Annotated in this window: 18 protein-coding genes and 1 pseudogene; 5 read left to right on the top strand and 14 right to left on the bottom strand. The window is 69.3% G+C overall.

The window, feature by feature from the left end:
- The 3 genes from ACOOGH_RS00940 to trpS form a co-directional block, all read right to left on the bottom strand.
- Positions 1-300, bottom strand: a 300-nt coding sequence (locus ACOOGH_RS00940; protein ID WP_420447142.1) for an Ig-like domain-containing protein, incomplete at its 3' end; no start/stop codon positions are given.
- A 290-nt stretch (positions 301-590) separates the two neighbouring features.
- Positions 591-1,637 carry a D-2-hydroxyacid dehydrogenase gene (locus ACOOGH_RS00935; RefSeq protein ID WP_420447136.1) on the bottom strand — a complete coding sequence of 349 codons (1,047 nt, stop codon included), beginning with the start codon at positions 1,635-1,637 and terminating at the stop codon, positions 591-593.
- Positions 1,638-1,650: 13 nt separating this feature from the next.
- Positions 1,651-2,760: a tryptophan--tRNA ligase gene (trpS, locus tag ACOOGH_RS00930; RefSeq protein ID WP_420447135.1), complete on the bottom strand. Its 1,110-nt coding sequence runs from the start codon at positions 2,758-2,760 to the stop codon at positions 1,651-1,653.
- Positions 2,761-2,903: 143 nt separating this feature from the next.
- Here trpS and ACOOGH_RS00925 point away from each other — a divergent pair, with 143 nt between their 5' ends.
- Positions 2,904-3,833, top strand: coding sequence for an inositol monophosphatase family protein (locus ACOOGH_RS00925; RefSeq protein WP_420447134.1), 930 nt, complete (start codon positions 2,904-2,906; stop codon positions 3,831-3,833).
- Between the two features lie 271 nt (positions 3,834-4,104).
- Here ACOOGH_RS00925 and ACOOGH_RS00920 read toward each other — a convergent pair whose 3' ends face one another.
- The 8 genes from ACOOGH_RS00920 to ACOOGH_RS00885 all read right to left on the bottom strand — a co-directional run bounded on the left by ACOOGH_RS00920 (position 4,105) and on the right by ACOOGH_RS00885 (position 10,280).
- Positions 4,105-4,497, bottom strand: coding sequence for a hypothetical protein (locus tag ACOOGH_RS00920; protein WP_420447133.1), 393 nt, complete (start codon positions 4,495-4,497; stop codon positions 4,105-4,107).
- A gap of 136 nt (positions 4,498-4,633) precedes the next feature.
- Positions 4,634-5,818 carry a DUF1611 domain-containing protein gene (locus ACOOGH_RS00915; RefSeq protein ID WP_420447132.1) on the bottom strand — a complete coding sequence of 395 codons (1,185 nt, stop codon included), beginning with the start codon at positions 5,816-5,818 and terminating at the stop codon, positions 4,634-4,636.
- Positions 5,815-6,720: a PspA/IM30 family protein gene (locus ACOOGH_RS00910; protein WP_420447131.1), complete on the bottom strand. Its 906-nt coding sequence runs from the start codon at positions 6,718-6,720 to the stop codon at positions 5,815-5,817. Before ACOOGH_RS00910 ends, ACOOGH_RS00915 begins: the two co-directional genes overlap by 4 nt.
- Before the next feature lie 29 nt (positions 6,721-6,749).
- Complete coding sequence (locus ACOOGH_RS00905; RefSeq protein ID WP_420447130.1) at positions 6,750-7,154, bottom strand: CesT family type III secretion system chaperone; 405 nt, start codon at positions 7,152-7,154, stop codon at positions 6,750-6,752.
- A complete protein-coding gene (locus ACOOGH_RS00900; protein WP_420447129.1) occupies positions 7,154-7,420 on the bottom strand; it encodes a hypothetical protein in 267 nt (88 codons plus the stop codon). Before ACOOGH_RS00900 ends, ACOOGH_RS00905 begins: the two co-directional genes overlap by 1 nt.
- A gap of 179 nt (positions 7,421-7,599) precedes the next feature.
- The gene (locus ACOOGH_RS00895; RefSeq protein WP_420447128.1) at positions 7,600-8,070 is read right to left on the bottom strand and encodes a hypothetical protein; all 471 of its coding nucleotides are present in this window, start codon (positions 8,068-8,070) and stop codon (positions 7,600-7,602) included.
- A gap of 315 nt (positions 8,071-8,385) precedes the next feature.
- A complete protein-coding gene (locus tag ACOOGH_RS00890; RefSeq protein WP_420447127.1) occupies positions 8,386-8,649 on the bottom strand; it encodes a hypothetical protein in 264 nt (87 codons plus the stop codon).
- Positions 8,650-8,783: 134 nt separating this feature from the next.
- Positions 8,784-10,280, bottom strand: a complete 1,497-nt coding sequence (locus ACOOGH_RS00885) for an Ig-like domain-containing protein (RefSeq protein WP_420447126.1) — start codon at positions 10,278-10,280, stop codon at positions 8,784-8,786.
- 268 nt (positions 10,281-10,548) lie between these two features.
- Here ACOOGH_RS00885 and ACOOGH_RS00880 point away from each other — a divergent pair, with 268 nt between their 5' ends.
- The 3 genes and pseudogenes from ACOOGH_RS00880 (at position 10,549) to ACOOGH_RS00870 (ending at position 13,305) form a co-directional block, all read left to right on the top strand.
- Positions 10,549-10,764, top strand: coding sequence for a hypothetical protein (locus ACOOGH_RS00880; protein WP_420447125.1), 216 nt, complete (start codon positions 10,549-10,551; stop codon positions 10,762-10,764).
- 183 nt (positions 10,765-10,947) lie between these two features.
- Positions 10,948-11,907 (top strand): hypothetical protein, encoded by a 960-nt coding sequence (locus tag ACOOGH_RS00875; protein WP_420447124.1) that lies wholly within the window; start codon positions 10,948-10,950, stop codon positions 11,905-11,907.
- A 218-nt stretch (positions 11,908-12,125) separates the two neighbouring features.
- Positions 12,126-13,305 (top strand): annotated as a pseudogene (locus ACOOGH_RS00870) (IS3 family transposase).
- 356 nt (positions 13,306-13,661) lie between these two features.
- Here ACOOGH_RS00870 and uvrA read toward each other — a convergent pair.
- The 3 genes from uvrA to ACOOGH_RS00855 are packed head-to-tail and all read right to left on the bottom strand — an operon-like array spanning position 13,662 to position 21,245.
- Positions 13,662-16,544, bottom strand: a complete 2,883-nt coding sequence (gene uvrA / locus ACOOGH_RS00865; RefSeq protein ID WP_420447123.1) for an excinuclease ABC subunit UvrA — start codon at positions 16,542-16,544, stop codon at positions 13,662-13,664.
- Between the two features lie 43 nt (positions 16,545-16,587).
- Complete coding sequence (locus ACOOGH_RS00860; RefSeq protein WP_420447122.1) at positions 16,588-17,991, bottom strand: sodium:solute symporter; 1,404 nt, start codon at positions 17,989-17,991, stop codon at positions 16,588-16,590.
- Between the two features lie 32 nt (positions 17,992-18,023).
- Positions 18,024-21,245: a glycoside hydrolase family 3 N-terminal domain-containing protein gene (locus tag ACOOGH_RS00855; RefSeq protein WP_420447121.1), complete on the bottom strand. Its 3,222-nt coding sequence runs from the start codon at positions 21,243-21,245 to the stop codon at positions 18,024-18,026.
- A 220-nt stretch (positions 21,246-21,465) separates the two neighbouring features.
- Between ACOOGH_RS00855 and ACOOGH_RS00850 the strand changes: the two genes are divergently transcribed.
- Positions 21,466-22,656 (top strand): exo-beta-N-acetylmuramidase NamZ domain-containing protein, encoded by a 1,191-nt coding sequence (locus tag ACOOGH_RS00850; protein ID WP_420447120.1) that lies wholly within the window; start codon positions 21,466-21,468, stop codon positions 22,654-22,656.
- The last annotated feature ends 17 nt before the right edge of the window (positions 22,657-22,673 follow it).

Raw genomic sequence — 22,673 nt, 5'->3', positions numbered from 1 at the left:
GAGGGCCAACTTCGTGACCCTCCCGGAAGCGTCCGTCTCCACGCCGAACCAAGCGCCCAGCGGGGCGTCCGTGCCCCAGTTGTCCGACCTCGTCCAGTCGGGCCCGCCCGTGGAGTGGTAAAGCGCCATCAGGGTCGCTGCCTGCGACACCGTCACCGTCGCGCTCCCCTGCGCAGAGCCCGATGTCGCCGTCACCATCGCGCTCCCGTCGCCGACCGCCGTCACCAGACCCGTCCCGTCCACCGTCACCACCGACGCGTCGCTCGAAGCCCAGGTCACCGCGGCACCCGGCAACGGCATCACGGCGCAAGAAACCCATGTCCTTCCGTCACTTCGCAGAGTGACACCCCAAACGGGAGAGAGGCAAGAGGACTTACATCGATAGCGTATCAATCTAGCTGGTTTCTGCACTACTCCGTCCGGCTGCTAGGGTCGCCGGGCGGGTCCTGCGGGAATCCCGCGGCTGAAGAGAGGATCGAACGATCCGGATTGCTCTGCAGCAGAAACGGAATGACCGTGAGGTCGAGCACCGGCATCTCTCGAAAATCGACAGACATCAGGGAGAGAAGCCATGACGCCGCGGTACGTCATCAGTAGCCGCGCGTCTTGTCCACCCGGTTTTCGAGCGGTTCGCCGCGCTGGTAGCGGGCGATGTTGCGCACGATCAACTCCGTCTCGCGCTCCCAGAAGCGGGCCGAAGTGCCGCCGACGTGCGGGGTGACGAGGACGTTTTCCATGCGCCACAGCGGGTGGCCGGCGGGGAGCGGCTCCGTCTCGAACACGTCCAGCATGGCGCCGCGCAGGTGTCCCGTCTCGAGCGCGGTGACGAGCGCCGCCTCATCGACGAGGGTGCCGCGGGCGAGGTTGACGAGCACGGCACCCGGCTTCATACGGGCCAGCGCCGCGGCGTCGAGGAGGCCGTCCGTCTCCGGCGTCTCCGGCGCCGTGAGCGCGACGAAATCCGAGGACTCCAGGAGTTGCGGCAGGTAATCGGGGCCCTCGAGGCGGTCGAGCTCGGGGGGCTTGGTGCGGGGGCGCCGGCGAATGGCCTGAACTCGCATGCCGAGGGCGTGCGCGCGGCGGCCGAGCGCCGATCCGATGCCGCCGTAGCCGATGATGCCGAGCGAGGCTCCGGCCACTTCGCCGCGGGCGGGCGCGGCGTGCAGGGGACTGCGGGGCGAGTTCAGCGCGGTCTGGACCCACGTGCGCTCGCGCTGCGCCCGTACGGCGAGGTCCAGGCCGCGGACGAAATACAGGATGCCGGCCAGGGCGTGGTCCGCCAACGAGTCCGCGTACATGCCCGCCGAGTTCGTGAAAATGACGTCGCTTTCGCACATCTCGCCGAAGAGCGAGTTCCGCGCCCCGGCCGCGCCCGAGTGGAACCAGCGCAGCTTGCGGGCGGCCTCGAAGACGTCGCGACGGATCCCCCACCCGCAGTAGACCTCCGCGTCGACCACGGCTTCGAGAAGCTCGGGCGGCGTCACGCGCACGCCGTCGCCCGACGCCTCGAGCGCGACTCGCACCGATTCGATCTCCCACTCTGGGTCCAGCGCGGCACCGATCCGCTCGAAGGACCAGTCGGGCATCGACCAGTGGGGGGTTTCCGGCGCGTACATCCAGATCACGAAGCGGCGCAACGTGCCTCCCGGCTCAGCTCCCGGAGCCCGCCGAGCCGGTCCCGGCGCCGTTCGCGGCCAGGTGGGGGAGGTCGACGTCGAGCGTGCGGGGGCCGACGCCCATGCGCTCGCGTACGACCTCCATCGTGCGGGCGGCCTCGGCGCGGGCGCGCTCCGCTCCGGCCGCCAGGATCTCGATCACCTGCTCCGGGTGCGCCCGGAGCTCCGCCGCGCGCTCCCGCACCGGGGCGAGGTCCTCGGCCACGTTGTCCGTGAGCTGCCGCTTGCAGGCGACGCAGCCGATGCCCGCCGTCTGGCAGAGGATCTCGATCTCCTCGCGCTCGGCCGGGTCCGTGAAGAATTCGTGCAGGGCGAAGACGTTGCACACGTGCGGGTTGCCGGGATCGTCCTTCCGCACCCGCGCCGGGTCCGTGACCGCCGTGCGCAGCCGCGCCCACAGTTCGTCCGGCTCGGCGACCATGCGCACCGTGTTGTCCTTCGACTTCGACATCTTCGCCACGCCGTCGAGCCCGCGGACGCGGGCCCCCGTGCCCACGAGCGTCTCCGGCTCCGGGAAGAAGCTCCCGAAGCGCGCGTTCCAGCGCCGCGCCACCTCGCGCGACAGTTCCAGGTGCTGCCGCTGGTCCTCTCCCACCGGCACGTAGTGGGCCCGGTAGAGGAGGATGTCGGCCGCCTGCAGCACCGGATAGTTGAGGAGTCCCGCGTTCACCGACTCGCGGCCCTGGGACTTCTCCTTGAACTGCGTCATCCGTCCCAGATCGCCCACCGGCGTGACCGTGTTGAACATCCACTGGAGTTCGCTGTGGTAGGGGACGTGCGACTGGGCGAAGAGCGTGCAGCGTTCCGGGTCGATCCCCGAGGCCACGAGCGACACCGTGAGGTCGAACACGCGGCGCAGCAGGTCCTCGCGCTCGTACTCGCGCGTGATCGCGTGCAGGTCGACGATGCAGTAGAAGCACTCGTACTCGTCGACCATCGCCGCCCAGCGCCGGAACACGCCGAGATAGTTCCCGAGGTGCGCCTGACCCGTGGGCTGGATGCCGCTGAAGACGCGCTTGCGCGGACCCGGCGGCGCCTTGTCGCTCGTGGGGGTCGGGGGGTTGGTAGGATTCGTAGCGCTCATGGTGCGCGTAGTATCGCGTCACGCGTCACACGATGCGACCCTGACGACCGTCCCGTGTCTTCGGGAGGACGGGAAACGTTCCCGCGGGAACGTCCGATGGACGTTGAAACCGGAAGAACGAACGTGAGATCGGAAGGACGAAGGTGACGCCGGAAGACGATGCGCTGATCGAGACGAGCCTCCTGGCGGCGCGGGAGGCGGCCGCGTTGCAGCGCGAAATGCAGGGGGCAATCGACCCTGCTGAGGCGGTCGACAAGGGCTGGCGCGACTTCGTCACCGTCGTCGACCGGGAGTCCGCCCGCCTCATCGTGGACCGCGTCCGTGCCCGCTTTCCGAGGCACGCGGTCCTGGCCGAAGACGACCCGCGCGAGATGTCCGACGCCGGCGGTTCCGACGAGCGGATGCTGTGGGTCATCGACCCGCTGGACGGGACGACCAACTGGCTGCACGGCTACCCGTCGTGGGGTGTGTCGATCGCGACGGTCGATGCGCGCGGGCTGAGGACGGCGGTCGTCGTGAACGGGGCCAACGGGGAGGAGTTCACGGCGCGCAGAGGAGGTGGAGCCAGGCGGGACGGCGAGCCGATCCGGGTGTCGGCGGTATCCGATCCGGGGCTCGCCCTTCTGGGGACGGGGTTTCCGTTCAAAAGGCGGGAGATGATCCCGCGCTATCTGGCCGTCCTCGGGAGGATGCTGGAGGCCTCGAGTGGGGTGCGGCGGGCCGGGGCCGCGGCGCTCGACCTGTGCGATGTCGCGTGCGGACGCCTCGACGGCTTCTGGGAGCACTGGCTGATGCCGTGGGACGTGGCCGCGGGCGCCCTCATCGTGCAGGAGGCCGGCGGCAATTTCAGTGCACTGCCGTCAGCGGAGGACGCGGTCGGCAACCCCCTTGGCGACCCCCCGCTGGACGAGGCGATCCGGGGCGGCGACCGGATCATCCGCGCCTTCGCCGGCGAGACCGAATTGGACCGCGAGATTGGATTGGACCGCAAGACGGGGGGCGGATTTCTGGCCGGAAATGGCCGCCTCGAGCCCTGGCTACGGGAAGTGTGGTCCGAAGCGGCGAGGTCGTAGGCGGCGAGGTCGTAGGCCGCCTCGAACGTGGGTGGCGTCTATTGGCTCGACGCGGGACACACTCTCGACGAGGGCTACCTGCGTCTCGCGAAAGGTTGTCATCTCGTCCCACACGAGCGTGAAGGCACCCGCCACGACCGTGAGCGCGATGGTGAGCGAGAGGCCGAGATTCCAGCGCGTGATCGTGATCCCGTCCGATGCGCGGTAACCGTCCGCACGCGACCGTCGGCCGGTGGCAGCGTGCCGTGCGGGAGGCCGGGTGTGACCGGTCTCAGGAGTCCGGCGAATTGAACCCCACCTGACGACGCGGAACATCGAGTTCGGCGATCTTCTCCACGATGGTGACGATCCCCTGTTCGACGATTTCGACTCTCTGCTCGACCCTCTCGACTCTCTGTTCGATCCTCTCGACTCTCTGTTCGACCGCGCCAACCCGTTGCTCGACCGTATCGAGCCGCTCTTCCACGGCAGTGAGCCGCACGTCCAGGTGTTCGCGCAGGTCCATGAACCGGTCGCGCAGGTCGAGGAATCCCTCGCGCAGTCCCAGTACCGTGGACTTGAGTTCCATGAAGCGGGCGTCGAACCTGGCTTCCACGGCCGTGACGATGGCATCTACGAGATCGGCGTAGTCGCCGGCGGGAGCGAGGGCTTCCTGTGTGGGCAAGAGCGGTCCTCCTGAGGCTGTCGTTCAATGTAGGGCATCGGGCTCGTGGGCGGGTCTCGTCCTGTCGACACCGCGCTCCCACAGAGAATCCGGCCGCAAATCAACGGCGGCTCAACGGCGGCTCAATGGCGGCCGATCAGCAGGCGGGGGCCGCGGACTCCCGGTGGGCCTCGCGGGCGTGGAGGATGGCGTCGACCAACGGCTCTGGGCCGAAGCGGATGGGGTCGGTGGCGGGGAGGCCGGTGACCTCGCGCGCGTGTTCGACGGCGGCGCGGGCGCGGTCCTCGGAGATGTCGTAGGTCGCCAGCGAGACGCCGATCACGCGGCCGGGGACCTCGGGGCAGGCCCAGGCGAGCGCGTCCTCGTAGCGGCGGATCACCTCGTCCAGGTCGGGGAGGACGACCCAGCTGTGGTTGCCGCCGTAGATGCGGGGGCGGCTCGGCATCCAGGTGAGGATCATCGCCTGCGGCAGCGTGCCCTGCAGCAGGCCCAGCGTGACACCGGAGTAACCGGGGTGCATGAGCGACCCCTGCCCCTCGACGAGGACGATGCCCGCGCCGCCGTCGTCGCCCCCGCCGCCGTCGTCGCCCCCGCGGTCGCCGGAGCCGGCGTCCTCGGCGAGACCCCCGATGGCCTCGAGCGTGAGACGCTCGGCGGCGCCCGAGATGAAGTCGGAGACCACGGCGTCGACCGCGATCCCCGTGCCCGCGATGAGGATGCCCGTCTGCCCCGTGGCGGCGAAGGCCGCGCGCACGCCCCGGGCCGCCAGCGCGCGCTGCAGCTCGAGCGAGACCGTCATCTTCCCCGTGTTGCAGTCCGTGCCGACGGTGAGCACGCAGAAGGCGTCCGTCCCCATCACGCGGCCGGCGCCCACCGGAAGGTCCGGGGGCGGCTTGCGGAGGTCGAAGAGAGTGCAGCCGTGCCGTTCCGCCAGCGCCGACAGCCCGGGGTCGTCGGAGAGGAAGAAGTGGAGGCCGCTGATGATGTCGAGGCCCGCCTCGAGCGCGGCCACGAGCACGGCGCGCCACGCATCGGGGAGCTGTCCGCCCTGGGGCGCGATCCCTACGAGGAGCACCTCGGGACGGGGTTCGAGCGCCATCGCCTCGGCGAAGGTGGAGACGATCGGGGTGTCGCCGCCGAAACCGAGCGTCTCACCAACCGTGCTCCCGGCGAAGCGGGAGTCGATGACCGAGGCCACGCGCTCCGGCTGGTAGCGGACCGCGGAGGAGGCGGTCTTCGCCGTCTCCACGCCGAAGGCTCCCTCGGCGAGGATCGTGATGCGAGAGGAGGAGAGTCGCTTCCGCCTCCGGTCTCGGTTCATGCGCCCCTGGCCGCCGCCTTGTCATCGCCGCCGGCATCGTCATCGCCGCCGCCCTCAAGGTCGCTCAGCAGGTCGAGGAGTTCCGCTTCGGGGATATCGTCCCCGTCGTCGTCGCCCGACCCCGTGTCCGCCCCGGCGGCTGCGCTGTCCTCCGCCGGCCTTGCCTCCACCCCTGCCTCCGCGCCGGAGCCGAGCGCCTTCACCTCCTCCGGCTCGCCGGAGGAGAGGAGGCCCATGGAGGCCTTCATGGCCAGGAGCTTGTCCTCCACGGCCGCGTCGCCACCCGCCTCCAGGGCCGCGAACTCGCTGATGAGGGTGTCGCCCGTGAGTTCCTCCGTAACCTCCGCGCTCGCCAGCGCCTGGCGCTCCGCCTGCTCGATCTTCTCCGTCATCTGATCGAAGGCACGGAAGGCGCTCTTGTCCTGCAGTCCCTGCATGGTGTCGTGGATGCGCTTCTGGGCCTCGGCGCGCTTCTGCTTCGCGATGAGGAGGTTCTTCTTGCGCTTCGCCTCCTCGATCTTCGCGTTCAGCTGTCGCAGTGAGTCCTTGAGCTTCTCCGTCTCGGCGCGGTGGTTCTGCCACTGCTCCTCGAGCTCGGTCGCGTGCTGGGCGTGCTCCTGTCCGCGCACGAGCGCCTGGCGCGCGAGGTCGTCGCGACCCTCCCGGATCGCGAGCCGCGCCCGCCGCTCCCACTCCTGCGCGCTGGAGCGCGAATCCTCGAACTGCGCGCGCAGCTTGCGTTCGTCGGCGATCGCGACGGCCACCTCCTGCTTCGCCTGCGCGAGCTGGCGGCGCATGTCCTCGATGATCGTGGTCAGCATCTTCTCGGGGTTTTCGGCCCGAGCGATGAGGTCGTTGATGTTGGATCGGATCAGCCGGGAAAGACGGTCCAGGACACCCATGGTCTATGCTCGTTTCCTGTGCTTGCTCTTCAGTCGTTGGGGATGTCGGCGGTGAGGCTGTCCCAATGCGAGGTCAGCGCGAGGGTGAGGCTCTCGAGCGTGGCGCGGAACTCGGAGAAGTCGAGGTTCTCCAGTTCCAGCGTGTCGCTCAGGATGACCTCGCCGTCCTCGAGGCCGTAGGCCCCGTGGATGAGGTCCACCGCGTTCAGTTCCAGGAGCTTCCGGTACAGCGCGAGCTGGTCTTCGTCGTCGATCGGGAGGTCGCGGATGTCGGCGCGGCACACGAGAACCGGCGGCTGGTAGTTCACCAGAATCCTCGGCTGCCACTCCGCGCTCTCGCCCTCCGGGTGGACGATCCACAGCCCATCGTCGAGTTCCTCGAAAGCCGCGCCGGTGCGGATGAGGAAGCTCTCTATGTCTTCTCTGTTCAGCATCAGTTCGATCCCCCCAATCGTGAATCGGGTCGCCGTTGCTGGCGAGGCACATCCGTCTCGAGGAGCCGCGTCATGAAGCGTTGCTCCTCGGTCAGCCGGTCCACCTCGCCGGCCAGCAGCGCGACCTGCTCCCGCAGGCTCTCGATCTCCGTCTCCCGGCCGGGTTCCAGCGCCGGCGGCGCGGAGCGGGCATCGACCAACTTCGAGACCACCTTCCCGAACGTGACGAGCGCCACAATCATGATGACAAAAAAGAAGACGCTCATCGCTGTCCTTGCCGCAACTGGTACCCTCCGGGACCGGCCGCCATCAGTGAAACGAATCTACGAGGCGGCCTGGGCCGAAGTTTCCCGGCGGACGGCCGCGCGAACCGCCGGCGGCGGGCCATGTTAACGCCCGGACACCCGCCACGGAACCCGCGCGCGGGCAAGGGGAAGGGGGGCTACTACTGGGCCGCAGCGTCCGGGGTTTCGCGGGACGAGGCGGAGTCCCGCATCTCCTCCCGGAACCGGCGCATCTCCTCGCGAAACTGGCGCATCTCCTCGCGGAAATCACCGATGTCGCTGCGGACTTCCTCGCGGAGAGTACCTATGTCGCTGCGGACTTCCTCGCGGAGATCGCCGATTTCGCGACGAACTTCGTCGCGGAGACTCCGGACCTCCACTTCGACGCGAGACAGGCCGGTGACGAGTCCCACCTGCGTGTCGCGAAGATCCGTGACCTCGTCCCAGACGAGCGTGAAGGCTCCCGTCAACGCCGTGATGGCGATGGTGAGCGAGAGCCCGAGACTCCAGCGGCTGATCGTGATCCCGTCCCTCGTCCGGTCCCGGTCCCCGCGCGGACGCGCGTCCGTACCGGCGCCGGGGGTTTCAACGGCGGGTCGAGACTTGGCAACGTCTGCCCTGGACTTCGGCATGGCGACTCCTGGTAACGGGTTGGAACGTAACCGATTGGCGTGCCGCGCGAAAATCTCGCCCGCACACCACGCACTACAGGATCGCAGCGCCTATCAAGAGAGGATCAACCGATCATCAGCAGGAGACCGGAGGGGGCGGAAGGAGCGACCTCAGCGGGGCGGGATCACGCGCGTGACGCGGCCGTCGCCGTCCACGATCTGTATGGGAACGCGCAGGAGGTCGTCGCCCAGTTCGATGAACGGACCCAGGTCGGCGACCCCGATATCTCGTTCTCGACGGGCACGACGACCCCAGCAAGGTAGAGCGAACTGCCGCTACTCCCGTTGCGCCGTACGCGGCTCGAGTAAAGCAAAGCCGGGATGGTCAGGGGGCGGGGGTGTACCCAGGGAGCGTATGTCTTCATGGATCTGCGCGAACCCCTCGGTCATCCTGCCCTCCAGCCGATTGATGCGCCGGTCCAACTGTTCCAGGTGTCGCTCGAGCGGTTGCGCGAACAGCTTCGTCATCGTCCACACCGAACCCACCAGCATGGCGAAACCGTCATCATCGGCAGGACCGATTCCCAGTTCACGCTGCACCCTCCTCTCCAGATCGCTTCCCCCTCCGAAGGTAGTCCCTCCGGTTACCGTACCAAAGTCGCGTACGGGGTCAACGAGCTATCAAGTGGGTTGGCTTGCGTCGCCGCCCCGGTCGAAGCGGCGGGGGGCAGGCCTCAGCGCGGAATCACGCGCATGATGCGTCCGTCCGGGTCGACGAAGACAAGCGGTCCTCTCCAGATGTCGTCTCCGTAGGGGATCCGCGGCGCCGCTTCGAGCGCCCTTGCGACATCCGCGCCGGGCAGCCGGTAGGGTTCGGCCAACGTCGAATCGACGTCGTAGCCGAGATCCGCGAGGGACTGAATGGTGATCGCGCTCAACGGTTCGCGCACCCCGGCGTGCAGGTACGACGTCATGAGTTCCAGGGACAGGACCGATTCTCGCCAGTGCCCGTTGCGGCTGCCCGCGCCGCCCACGTTTTCCACCGGCACCCTGGCGCCCGTGTAGCCCGTGCCGCCCGCTTCGTCGAACGCCGCGATGGCCAGTGGACCCGTGAAATGAGTATCGGGCGACCGGGTGTCCGAGGCCGGGTCGCGGAGCAGTCCCAGCCGATCCCAGATCGTTCCGATGCCCAACACATGTCCCATCTCGTGAAGGACCAACTCCTCCAGGTCACCGGCTTGCTCGAGTCGATCGAGATCGGCGCCGTCAAGCTCTATGCGACCGTAGAAGGGCAACGAACTCCCTCCCCGGAGCCAGCAGGGTCCCGCTCGTCCGAGCACACCGCCCGGGCCATCGATTTCGGCCACGGCCACCACGGCCATCACGTCGTCGATCGTCCCCACGGATCGCTGGAATCTCGGGTCGCTGCCGCAATTCAGGGTCCGGTCCACCGGGACGTCCGGGAGGTCCGTCGGCGCCAGGATCGCCATCCAGCGCTCAGCGGCGGCCCGGAACGCCGCCTCCTGGGGTCCGGTTACCGAAGTTGCGAACACCAGTTCGATGTGGAAGGTGCCCGGCGCGGAGGTCTCGACCGTCACGCCGAACGACGATGTCGCGCTCAGTCCGCCGGGGTCCGTCGCCGTCACGGTCACGGTGGCGACCCCCGCCGCGAGCGCGGCCACCGCGACGGAACTCGCCGTCGCCGAAGCCTCGACGACTCCGGCGTTCGAGGACGCCGCCGCGTAGGAGAGCGGGTCGCCGTCGGGGTCCCGGAAGTAGGCCGACACGTCCACCGACACAGCCTCGCCGATGGAAAGCGCTTGAGCGGGGATCTCGCCCACCGCTCCCGGCGCCCGGTTGGGGACGGTCACCTCGAAGCGCTGTTGCACGGCCAGGCCCTGTGGATCCGTCGCCGTCACGACGACCGTGACCACGCCACGGGCGCGCCCCGCGAGACGGACGGAGCTGCCGGCCGCGGACGCGCCGGCGACTCCGGGGTTCGAGGATGCCGCCGTGTAGGAGAGCGGGTCGCCGTCGGGGTCCCGGAAGTAGGCCGACACATCCACCGACACGGTCTCGCCGATGGACACGGTCCGGGCGGGGATTTCGCCCACTGCCTCGGGCGGCCGGTTGGGCACCGTCACCTCGAAGCGCTGTTGAGCGGCCAGGCCCTGCGGATCCGCCGCGGTGACGGTGACCACGCTGTCCAGAGTATAGCTATACAGTTGCATAGCAACGAGTTGCACTACGATTGATTCGAATGTCCCCCCATTCCATCCCTCTTCCCAGACGGGAACACAGTAGGCCTCCAAGGACCTCCTTGGAGCCCCGGGGGACTCGCGACCACAGCAGTTGCAGTTGACACCCGCGCTGCTTGGAGTACCTTCTCATGTGGTCGTCCACACGGCCAGATCCACGGCGCGCTGATCGTCGGAGCGCAATGGGCCTCCTCTCAATCTCCTCCCTTCCAGCCGATCAGGCTATAGGAGAACGAATCCGATGAAACTCCTCAAGCAAACCTCACGCCCGAAGCTGCTCTTGGCAGCTGCCCTGGTCTTCGCAATGTCGCTCTCGGTTCCGCTCATGGGATCTCCGGCAGGTCAGACGGCGGCCGCAAGCGAGGCGAGGTTGCAGGCGTGGTTCATCCCCTTCTTCGGGATCGTGTGCAAAGGCGAGTGCCGAGGCGGCTTCTGCTGCACGCTCACGCCCTTCTAGGGCAAGCACCCCATGTCGGCACCGGAGTCTCACCGAAGCCGCGGCAATCCGCCACATTCTTCTAATTCTCATGCTACCTTCCGGGTTCTTGGTTTATTCCTGCCCGCGGCACTAGCACTGGCATGTGGGGGCGACGCAAACGGACGAGGCGCGGGCTACTCGTCGGACATCGGACGGGAACCGTTGGTCGACACGGTTGCGTTCGTCGAGGCATTTGAGGTGGTGAGGTCGCTGACTCTGGAAGAGACCGAGGAGGTTGTCACCGTCTCTCCCAGAATCAGCACCGACGGCACTGGTGAACTGCTCGTTGCGGACCCTCAAGAAGCCCAAGTACGCGTATATGACCGATATGGATCCCTAAGGGGCGTCTTGGGTCGAAAGGGTACCGGTCCCGGGGAGTTTCAGATGCCACTCTCGGCCCGACGAGCCACGGATGGGCGTATCGTGGTTGCGGACGCGATGCTCGCGAGAGTGACTTTTTTCGCCCCGGAATCAGATTCCACGAGCACGGTCATACCACCCGTTCAGCTAATCATGGACGCTTACGACCTAGATAACGACCGCTTCCTGTTTGCGGGTCCGGGTGGTGAGGGTGACGCACCACGGTTCTTGCATATTTGGAATGCTCAGGAAGACCGTGTCGAACGCCGGTTCTTGCCGATGGGCGTACCTGAGGAGTCGCGGGCTGTGGCGAGCACGTTCACATCCGTCAGTGCCGCGCTTGAAGCCGATACGATCTGGGCCGTTTGGGCGCTGTCCGACACGCTCTACAAGTTCAGCCGCCGTGGGGACGCTCTCGGCAAGCTTCCCTTGGCGTTGCCACGACCGATGGGACAGCTTCCCACACCTGACGAGTTCGCTGTTGGGTACACGGGGATGAGCGGAGCTCTTGATTCGATCACCCAGCTCTCCGACGTGTTCGTCACGGCGGGGGGCGACATGGTCATCCAAGCGGTGCAGCCGCGAGGGCGCCTCTTCGAGTGCGACCTTCTGATCATGAACCGGCTCGGGCAGGTGCAACTCCAGTTGGTCGGAAGCCCGCGACTGCTACTCGTGGACCAAGACCTCTTTTATTTCGCGGATCCAACCCATCTCATCCCCAATCGCATCGTGGTGGCCAAGAGACGGATCAACTCCCAGTGAGGCGCCGAGCCGCCTTTCTGGCCATGCTGGGATGGATCTTGTTGGGTGCGGGCTTGGCCAGCACGCTCGGTTGCGAGAAGCCAAGCGAACCGCTGGTGGTCGGAGATGCGCTGCCTATCCCTGAGCTTTCACCGAATCGCCTAGCGCTGGTGTGGGTGTTTGGAGTTGCCCCGCTTTGACGGACACCTATCCATTGGGGTCAAGCAAGGAGGTGTCCTATGGCGGGCCGGCAGGGGCGGTATCCGTCCGAGTACAGGGAGCGGCTGGTGGAACTGGCGAGGAGCGGGCGTAGCGCCGCGTCACTCGCCCGGGAGTTCGATCCGTCGGAGCAGACGATCCGGAACTGGGTCCGGCGGGCGGACGTGGACGAGGGGTTCCGTAGCGACGGGCTGACGACGGAGGCGCGCAACGAACTGCGGCGCCTGGAGCGTGAGAACAAGCGGCTCAGGATGGAGCGGGACATCCTAAAAAAAGCCGCGGCCTGACCACCGCTGCGCGGCGGTGCCCCGCGCAGGAGAGCGGATCGATCCCCGGCGGGGGTACGCGTTCATGAAGGCGCACCGGGCCGAGTTTCCGCTTCGGGCCATGTGCCGGGTGCTGGGTCTCTCCCCCAGCGGCTACTACGACTGGCTCAAGCGTCCTGCCTCGGACCGCGCGCGGCGGGACGCGCAACTCGAGGCGCGGATCGGGGCGATCTGGACCGGGAGCGGCGAGACGTACGGCCGTCCGCGGATCCACGCGACGCTCAGGGCCGAGGGCGAGCGGGTGGGCCAGAAGCGCGTGGGGCGGCTGATGAGGGGCTTGGGGATCGAGGGCGCGACCAGGCGGCGCTTCAAGACGGCGACGACGAAGAGGGACACCGAGGCCCGGCCCGCGCCGGACCTGGTGAGGCGGGACTTCTCGGCCTCCGGGCCCGACGAGCTGTGGGTGGCCGACATCACGTATGTGCCCACTTGGGCGGGCTGGCTGTACCTGGCCGTTGTGCTCGACGTCTGGAGCCGTCGCGTCGTCGGCTGGGCCATGGCGACGCACATGCGGACCGAACTCGTCGAGGCCGCGCTGTCGATGGCCCTCGCGCGCCGTCGTCCCCGGGGGCGCATCGTCCATCACTCCGACAGGGGCTCGCAGTACACCTCGCTCGCCTTCGGGGAGCGCTGTCGCGAGTCGGGCATCGCCCAGTCCATGGGCTCGGCGGGCGATGCGTACGACAACGCCATGTGCGAGTCGTTCTTCGCGACGCTCGAGTGCGAGCTGATCTGGAAGCGCTCCTTCCGCACGGCGGACGAGGCGCGACGGGAGGTCTTCGGCTTCATCGAGGGCTTCTACAACACCCGGCGGCTGCACTCCGCACTCGGCTACGAGTCGCCGGCAGACTACGAGAGGAACCATGCGGCCTGAGGCGCACCGGCGGCGCGCACGGACGTCCTCTCCCGAGCGCCTGAGAGAGGCCGAAAGGAGAAGAGCCCGAGACGATCAACCACAGAAACTAACCGTCCGTGAAAGCGGGACAGCTCCACCTTCTTCATTCAACTCCTCCTTGAAAGGAAGTTTCGGGGTGGGAACGGACCAATGGCTCTCGATGCACCACACCCCAGCCCATGAAGGCCCATGTGAAAATACTCCCCCGCTTTGGCGTGCACGCCTCCCAAACGGGGGGTAAATCGGGTCTTAAACGCCGTGTTTTCAGCCTTTTCGGGCACCGACTGAGGATAGGGGGAGTCGCCTGACGCAGCGCCTCCAAAACAGGGGGGTGATTACTCCCGGGCGGCGAGGCTCGCGGCGGGGGGGGCGAGGCGGTCTTCGAGCAGCGAGACAAGGTGTTCGCCGGTGTGGCTGCCGGGGGTCTCGGCCACCAGTTCCGGGGGGCCCGCGGCGACGATGCGACCGCCTCCGGCGCCCCCCTCCGGCCCCATGTCGATGACCCAGTCGGCCGTCTTCACGACGTCCATGTGGTGCTCGATGACGATGATCGTGTTGCCTCGGTCGGCGAGGCGGTGGAGGACGCCGAGGAGGAGGCGCACGTCCTCGAAGTGGAGGCCCGTCGTCGGTTCGTCGAGGATGTAGACGGTGCGCCCGGTGCTCGTCTTCGCGAGTTCGGTGGCGAGCTTCACGCGCTGCGCCTCCCCGCCGGAGAGCGTGGTGGCGGGCTGGCCCAGGGTGACGTAGCCGAGGCCGACGTCGGACAGGGTGCTCAGGCGGCGCTTCACCGAGGGCACGGCGTCGAAGAACTCGAGCGCCTCGTCCACGCTCATGGCGAGCACGTCGGCGATGCTGCGCCCGCGGTACAGGACCTCGAGCGTCTCCCGGTTGTAGCGCCGCCCCCGGCAGATGTCGCACGGCACGTACACGTCGGGCAGGAAGTGCATCTCGATCTTCACGAGCCCGTCGCCGCGGCACGGTTCGCAGCGCCCGCCCTTCACGTTGAAGGAGAAGCGGCCCGGCGCGTAGCCGCGGATGTTCGACTCCGGCAGCCGCGCGAACAGGTCGCGGATGGGGGTGAAGAGGCCGGTGTAGGTGGCCGGGTTCGAGCGCGGGGTGCGGCCGATGGGGCTCTGGTCGACATCGATCACCTTGTCGAGGAGGTCGATGCCCTCGATGGCGTCGTGCGCGCCGGCGACGAGCTTGGAGCGGTACATCTCGCGCGCGAGCCGGCGGTACAGGATCCGCTCGACGAGGGTGGACTTGCCGGAGCCGGAGACGCCGGTGACGCAGATGAACGTCCCCAGCGGAAACTCGACATCGATGGCCCGCAGGTTGTGCTCGCGCGCGCCGCGCACGATGAGGCTGCCCCGGTCCGGGGGGCGGCGGCGTTCGGGCACGGGGATCTCGCGCTCGCCGCGCAGGTAGGCGGCGGTGAGGGAGCGCTTGTCCGCCAGCAGGCGGTCGATGCCGCCGGAGACGAGCACTTCCCCGCCGTGGCGGCCCGCGCCGGGTCCCATGTCCACGATGTGGTCGGCGCGGCGGATCGTGAGTTCGTCGTGCTCGACGACGAGGACGGTGTTCCCGAGGTCGCGCAGGGCGCCGAGCGTCTGCAGGAGTTTGGTGTTGTCCCGCGGGTGGAGCCCGATGCTCGGTTCGTCGAGCACGTAGAGGACGCCGACGAGGCGGCTCCCGATCTGGGTCGCCAGGCGGATGCGCTGCGCCTCGCCGCCCGAGAGGGTGCCGGCGGAGCGCGACAGGGTGAGGTAGCCGAGCCCCACGTGGTCGAGGAACTCGAGGCGCTCGACGACTTCCTTCAGTATCGGAACCCGGATCTCGGCCGTCTGGCCGCCGGCCGCGCGCGCCCGCTCGAGCCAGCCGCCGAGCAGAGGGCGGAGTTCGGCCACCGACTGCCCGGTGAGCGCCGGCAGCGAGAGCCCCTCCAGCGTGACGGCCCGGCTCTCGGCCCGCAGCCGGCCGCCCTCGCAGGCGAGGCAGGTGGAGAGCGTCATGTATTCCTCGAGCGCCAGGCGCACGCGCTCGCTCGTCGTCTCGTGGTAGCGGCGCAGGGTGGCGGCGATCGCTCCCTCCCAGCCCACGTCGGTGTCGCCGTAGAGAATTGCCTCCTGCTGGTCCTCGTTCAGTTCTCCCCAGGGGGTGTTGAGGTCGAACGCCATCTTGCGCGCGAGCCGCGGGAGGCGGTGGCGGCGGGCGCTCCCGCTCGGCGTCCCCATGGGCAGGAGGACCCCCTCGAGGATCGATATCTGGTCCCCGCCCACGATGAGGTCGGCGTTGGGCACGCGCTGGGAGCCGAGCCCGTCGCACTCGGGACAGGCGCCGAACGGAGAGTTGAAGGAGAACTGCCGCGGCTCGAGTTCCGGCATGCCGAGCCCGCACCCCGGACAGGCGTACCGCTCGCTGAACAGGTGCTGCGTCTCGGCTCCGTTGTCGGCCCCGGCGCCGTCTCCGGCCCCACCCTCCCCGTGCAGGGCGACTTCGACGACGCCGTCGGCCATGCGGAGGGCGGTGGCCACGGAATCCGACAGCCGCTCGCGGTCGGAGGCGCGCACCGTGAGCCGGTCCACGACGACCGAAATATCGTGGTTCTGCCGCCGGTTCAGGAGCGGCGGGTCGGAGAGGTCGATCAATTCTCCATCCACGCGTGCGCGCACGAAGCCTTCGCTCAGCGTGCGCTCGAACAGTTCGCGGAACTCGCCCTTGCGCCCCCTCACCAGCGGAGCGCGGACCTCGATGCGGGCGCCGGCGGGCCACTCGAGGATCTGCTCGGCGATCTGCGACGGCGACTGCGGGCGCACCGGGCGGCCGCACGAGGGACAGTGGGGCGTGCCGGCGCGGGCCCACAGGAGCCGCAGGTAGTCGTAGATCTCGGTGACGGTGCCGACCGTGGAACGCGGGTTGCCGCCCGCCGTGCGCTGCTCGATGGCGATGGCGGGCGAGAGCCCCTCGATCACATCGACGTCGGGCTTCTCCATAACGCCGAGGAACTGCCGCGCGTAGGCGGAGAGCGACTCGACGTAGCGGCGCTGCCCCTCCGCATAGATGGTGTCGAAGGCGAGCGACGACTTGCCGGAGCCGGAGAGCCCGGTGACGACGATGAGCCGGTCGCGCGGCAGTTCGACATTGACGTCGCGCAGGTTGTGCTCCCGCGCCCCCCGCACGATGAGAGCGCCGCTGTCGGCGCCGTTCGAGTCTCTCATAGCCGGGGATCGTAGGCGCGGGCGGCGCTCCCGCGCCAGTTGGCTACCTTCCGTGACGAGCCGGAGCCCGCCTGACACCCGCGAGGAGCCCGACCGCCACCGTGACCGCCGCGCCGATGAGGACGAACCACGGCCAGGCGACCGCCGCGCGCGCCCCGATCCATATCGCGGTGACCGATCCGATCCCGACCACGATCCCGACGCGGACCGAGCGGCTCGTGGCGCGGCGCGAGAAGCGGGCGAGCGCAAAGGCCCCGAGCAGCCCGCCGTAGACCAGCGACGCGATCCCGAGCGACACCTCGACGGCGGTGCTCTCCTCGCTCAGCGGGATGAACCCGATCGCCGCCGCCACGAGCAGCACCGTCCACACGACGGCCCCGATCCTCCCCACGCGCAGGATCCGCCTCTCGTCCGCCCCGGGACGGGCCGCCGCCCAGAAGTCGTAGGCGGTCGCCGATGAGAGGGCGTTGATCGAACTGGAGAGGGTAGACATCGCGGCCGCGAACACGCCGGCGATGAGGAGACCGCGGACGCCGGCCGGGAGCGCCTCGACGATGAAGCCCGCGAAGATCTCGTCGGAGCGCGGGAAGGAGGCTCCGTCGTACCACGCCCAGAGGCCCAGACCAACGAAGAGGAAGAGGGTGAACTGGAAGAGGACGGCGAAGCCGCTGCCGATGAGGGCGCGGCGGCTCGCCGCGAGGTCGCGACAGGCGAGGAGGCGCTGGACGATGAGTTGGTCCACGCCGTGCGAGCCCATGGAGAGAAAGGCGCCGCCGAGGAGTCCGGCCCACAGCGTGTAGGGTCGCCCGAAGTCGAGCGAGGGGTCGATGACGGTGAGCTTCCCGGCCTCCCCTGCACGGGCGAGGATCTCGGGCCAGCCGCCGGGCACGGCGCCTCCGAGGACGACGAGCGCGATGAGCCCCCCGGCCACGTAGAGCGCCATCTGCGAGGCGTCCACCCAGACGACCGCGCGGATGCCGCCGATGTAGGTATAGATGAAGGTGACGGCCCCGATCACGAGCACGGAGGTGATGAGCGGCCACCCCGTGACCAGCGTCAGCGGAATCGCCGTCGCGAACAGCCGCACCGAGTCCGCGAGAAGGCGCGTGATCATGAAGATTCCGGAAGTGAGGCGCCGGGTCTCCGTCCCGAACCGCGCCTCCAGCATCTCGTAGGCCGTCCGCAGCCGGCCCTCGCGGTACGCGGGCAGCAGCCACGAGGCGACCGCGATCCGCCCGAGTACGTAGCCGGCCGCGATCTGCACGAAGGCAAGCGACCCTCCGTACGCGATGCCGGGGATCGAAAGAAAGGTGAGCGTGCTCGTCTCCGTCGCCACGACGGAAAGGAGGACGACTGCCCACGGCAGGTCCCGGCGCCCGAGGAAATACTCCTCTCCCCCGCGCGCGCCCCTCCCCAGCCACGCCCCCCACGCCGTGACCCCGCCCAAATAGACGACGAGGATCGCGAAGTCGAGAGGCGTCAGCGGTCGCCCCCGTCGCCCGCATCGCGTCGCCGCACCGACCGGTCGCGGATCGAGGTGGCGACGGCGTCGTGCACGGCCCGCCGGAGTTCGATGTGCTTGCGGTTGTCCCGCGTCGGATTCACGCGGTTCGTGAGCAGGACGACGAAGAGATCCAGCTCCGGATCGACCCAGAAGCTCGTCCCGGTGAACCCGGTGTGCCCGAACGCCTCCTCACCGAAGTAGTCGCCCGACGACGAGCGTCCGGAGGGCGTGTCCCAGCCCAGCGCCCGGCTCGAGCCGGGGGCGGCCCGTGCCGTGAACCGCGCCACCACCTCCGGCGAGGGCGAGCCGAGACGTGCCGAGAATGAACGGGTGTACGGCCCCCGCGGCGGGCGCTCGGTGACGGGAAGACTCCGTCCTTCGCGCGCGGCGGCGAGGATCCAGGCGGCGAACTTCGAGAGGTCCCAGGCCGAGGAGAAGAGTCCCGCGTGTCCCGCCACGCCCCCGAGCGCGTAGGCGTTCTCGTCGTGCACTTCCCCGAGCACGTGCCGGTGCCGGTACACGGTGTCCACTTCGGTCGGAGCCGTGCGGCTGTACAGCGAGCGCGGCGGATTGAACCAGGTCTCCAGCATCCCCAGCCGACGGAAGACGGACTCGTGCAGGTAATAGTCCAGGGGCTGTCCCGTGATTTCCTCGATCAGGAAACCCAGCGTCATGAACCCGATGTCCGAATAGACGGTGCTGTCCCCCACCGCATAGTCGGGTTCGAGCGTATCGATCGCCTCGCGGTACGCCTCTTCTCCCTCGAGGGTGCGCCAGAAGGGACGGAAGGGCGGCAGTCCCCCCCGGTGCGTCAACAGGTGGCGGACGGTGACATCCCGCTTCCATCCCTCCGACCACTCCGTCAGGTGTTCGCCGATCCGGGTGTCGAGCGTGAGATCGCCGCGGTCGACGAGTTGCATCACCCCCGTCGTGGTGGCGACGACCTTCGTGAGCGACGCGAGGTCGTACAGACTCGAATCCGTCGCGGGAGCCCCGACGATCTCCGGAGTCCCGGGCCCTGACGGCGCCCCGGCCTCCGCCGGTGCCCCGACTGCCCAGTCCAGGCTTCCGTAGCCGCGCAGCCGGACGACGCGGTCTCCCCGTCCCACCGCCAGCACCGCGCCGGGCGTCGCGCCGTCCCGGATCGCCGCGTCGATGATCCGGTCCACGCGGGCGAGGGAATCCCCGTCCATCTCCACGTTGACGGGCCACTCCTCCCACGGCCGCCGCACGCGCCCGGCCGTGACCGGCAACCCCTGCCCGCCGCTGGGCGCCAGCCCTGCCACCGCTTCCGCTTCCGGGCTCCCGCCGCTGACCAGACCATCGCCGAGCGCGTGACGGGGCGGGAGCGAGATCGGCAGGCGGCCCGAGACCGGGGCGCCGAGGAGCGCCAGGGCAGCGGCCTCCTGCGAAGCGTCCCCCCCGCCCCACGCGATGAGGTACGTCCCGGCCTCCGGCACCGACGTGAGCAGGTAGGGGCTCCCGAACGAGACGAGCACGGATCTGCGGCCGGCGTCGTCGAGTCGGCGGAGGAAGCGGCGGACTTCCTCGGGGAGGTCGTTGGAGTCCTCGGCGGCGCCGGGCCGGACGTAGGCGGAGAAGATCACGGCGTCGGCGGAGCCGGCGCGGCGGACGAGCGCATCGTAGACGCTGGGATGCGTGTCGAAGCCGACCCGCGCGCGTCGGACGCGTACGGCCCGGCCGAGCTCGCGGTCGAAGGCGCGCCCCGCGGCCAGGTTGTTGTCGCTGGCGAAGGTCACCGAGAGCACGGAGCGCGTCTCGAGGCTGTCGAGCGGCACGGCGCCGGCGTCGTTGCGCACGAGGGTGATGGAGCGCGCGGCGACCCCGCGGGCGAAGGACTCGTGCCACCGGGTTCCCACGAGCCGCGGGACGGCGGCGGGGTCGACCTCGGCCGCTTCGTGCAGGCCGGCGCGCGCCTTCAACTCCAGGACCCGCCGCGTGGAAGCCTCGATGCGCTCGGGCGTGAGCCGGCCGGAGCGGACGGCGCCGACGACGGCCGCGATGGCCCGCAGCGGCTCGCGCGGCATGAGCAGCACGTCGCTTCCCGCCTCCAGCGAGCGGATCGCCGCCTCGCTCGCCCCGTAGTCGTCAGCGATGGCGGCCATGTCGAGCGCGTCGGTGAAGAGGACGCCGTCGAAGCCGAGGTCTTCGCGCAGCATCTCCGTCATAAAGTACGGGGAGAGCGTCGCGGGCGGGGCCCCGGGGCCGAGGATGCCGGGGGCCGCGACGTGGGCCGTCATCACCGCATCGACACCCTCCTCTATCGCGCGCCGGAAGGGAACGAGTTCCAGGCTGTCGAGTCGCGCGCGGTCGCCGGGTATCGTCGGAAGCGCGAGGTGGGAGTCCGTGCCGGTGTCCCCGTGACCGGGAAAGTGCTTGGCGGTGGCGAGGAGTCCGGCCTCGCGCGCGCCCCGGATGAAGGCCGCGCCCAGCGCCGCCACGCGCTCGGGATCCTCCCCGAACGAGCGCGTGTTGATGATGGGATTGGCGGGATTGTTGTTGACGTCGAGCACCGGCGCGAAGGTGATGTGGACGCCGAGCGCCCGCGCCTCGATGCCGGTGATCCGGCCCGCCTCGTAGGCGTAGTCCTCATCGTCCGCGGCGCCGAACGCCATCGCCGGTGGAAGGACGGTCGCGCCGGGCATCTCGAGCATGTTGGGCAGCGCGAACACGCCGCTGACGCGGAACCCCGCTCCCGACTCGAAATCCGCGGCGACGAGCAGGGGCACGTCGGCCGATGACTGCAGCTGGTTGAGCCGCGCCGCGTATCCGAGGGGGGTCCCGAGCGAGATCACGATGCCGCCGATCGCATCGTCGTGGACGAGCGACTCGATGCGCGTGAATTCCTCGTTGTCGCGCGGCGCGTAACCGCCGCTCATCCACACCATCACCAGCTGCGCGACCCGCTCCCGAAGGCTGAGACCGGCGAGCGTCTCCTCCACCCAGATCTCCGCGGCGGCCGACGGCGTGGGCTCGACCGGCGCGCCGCCGAACGGAGACGGCCGGGCACCCGAGGCAGCCGCGGGGGCGGCGCCGGCGTCAGTGGGGGCGAGAGCGGAAGCGGCGGGGTTGGAGGAGGAGAGGCAGGCGAAGGCGCCGGCGGCCAGGAGCGTGGCCAGCCCGAGGGTCGCGACCGTCCGCCTGTTTCGTCTGTCCCGCTTTCGGGCGCCGCTCAACGTCTCTAGTCTCCGCACCATGCCGACCTCCACCCGCCCCGCGTCTCGCGCTCGCTGCCCCGAACCTACACGGCGCGAGCGGAATCCGCTCTCCCGTTTCCTCCTCCCTCTTCTGCGTCTTCTTTCTCTTCTCCCTCTTTTCCCAATCCTCGGGTGTGCGGAGGCCGGGGGGGGAGCCGGCGACCAGGGAGCGGAGACACAGGCGGCGGCCGAGTCGTCGGTGTCGGACGCGCCGGCGTCGACCGTCCGTCCGGGGATCGATGTACTGCTCGCCGACTCCTCCCATCTCATCGACGGGCGGCGCGTGGGACTGATCACGAACCGGAGCGGCGTGGGGCGCGATGGCACGAGTTCCATCGACCTCCTGCACGGCTACACGGGGGCGGAACTCGCGGCGCTCTTCGCCCCGGAGCACGGGATCCGCGGCACGGAGGCGGAGGGATCCGCGATCGAGGACGCGACGGACGAGGCGACGGGGCTGCCGATCTACTCGCTGTACGGCGAGACGCGGGCGCCCACGCCGGAAATGCTGGCCTCGGTCGATGTGCTCGCCTTCGATATCCAGGACATCGGCGCGCGCTACTACACCTATGTATCGACGATGGCGCTCGCGATGGAGGCGGCCGGGCGCGCGGGCATCCCCATGATCGTCCTCGATCGTCCGAATCCCATCGGAGGTCTCACGCAGGGTCCCGTGCTGGACCCCGCCTTCGCGACCTTCGTCGGTCTCTATCCGGTGCCCGTGCGGCATGGACTCACGGCGGGGGAACTCGCGCGCCTGTATCGGGGAGCTTTCGGCGTGGAGGTGGCGTTGCACGTCGTCCCGGCCGCGGGCTGGTCGGCGGAGCGCTGGTTCGACGAGACGGCCCTGCCCTGGATCGCGCCCTCGCTCAACATGCCGTCGCTGGAGAGCGCCGCCCACTATCCCGGCACCTGTCTGTTCGAGGGCACGAACCTCTCCGTCGGCCGCGGGACGCCGACCGCGTTTCAGGTGCTGGGCGCGCCATGGCTGGACGGCGACGCCTGGGTCGCCGAGATCGAGAGCGTGGCAGGCGGGACGGGCGTGGCGGGGCTGCCGGGGGTCGAGATCCGGGCGGTCACCTTCACGCCGGAGTCGCCGAGCGACGGGAGGTTCGGGGGCGAGGAGATCGGGGGGATCCGTCTCACCGTGACGGACCGGTCGACCTACGATCCCGTGCGGACCGCCGTGGCCGCGCTGCTCGCCGCGCGTCGACTCTCCGGCGACGCCTGGGAGTGGAGGGTGCGGCACTTCGACCGTCTCGCCGGCTCCGACCGCCTCCGGCTCGCCATCGACCGCGGCGCCCCGCTCGAGGAAGCCACGTCGGAATGGGCGGCCGATGTCGCCGCCTTCGAGGCCCTCCGCCGCCCCTACCTGCTCTACTCCCGCTAGCCGGGACTCCCAGACGT

Origin of the sequence: Candidatus Palauibacter sp., from assembly GCF_965213655.1 — a bacterium.
Taxonomy (GTDB): domain Bacteria; phylum Gemmatimonadota; class Gemmatimonadetes; order Palauibacterales; family Palauibacteraceae; genus Palauibacter.
Note: the sequence above shows the minus strand (reverse complement) of the source record. Positions and strands in the feature narration are given on the sequence as shown.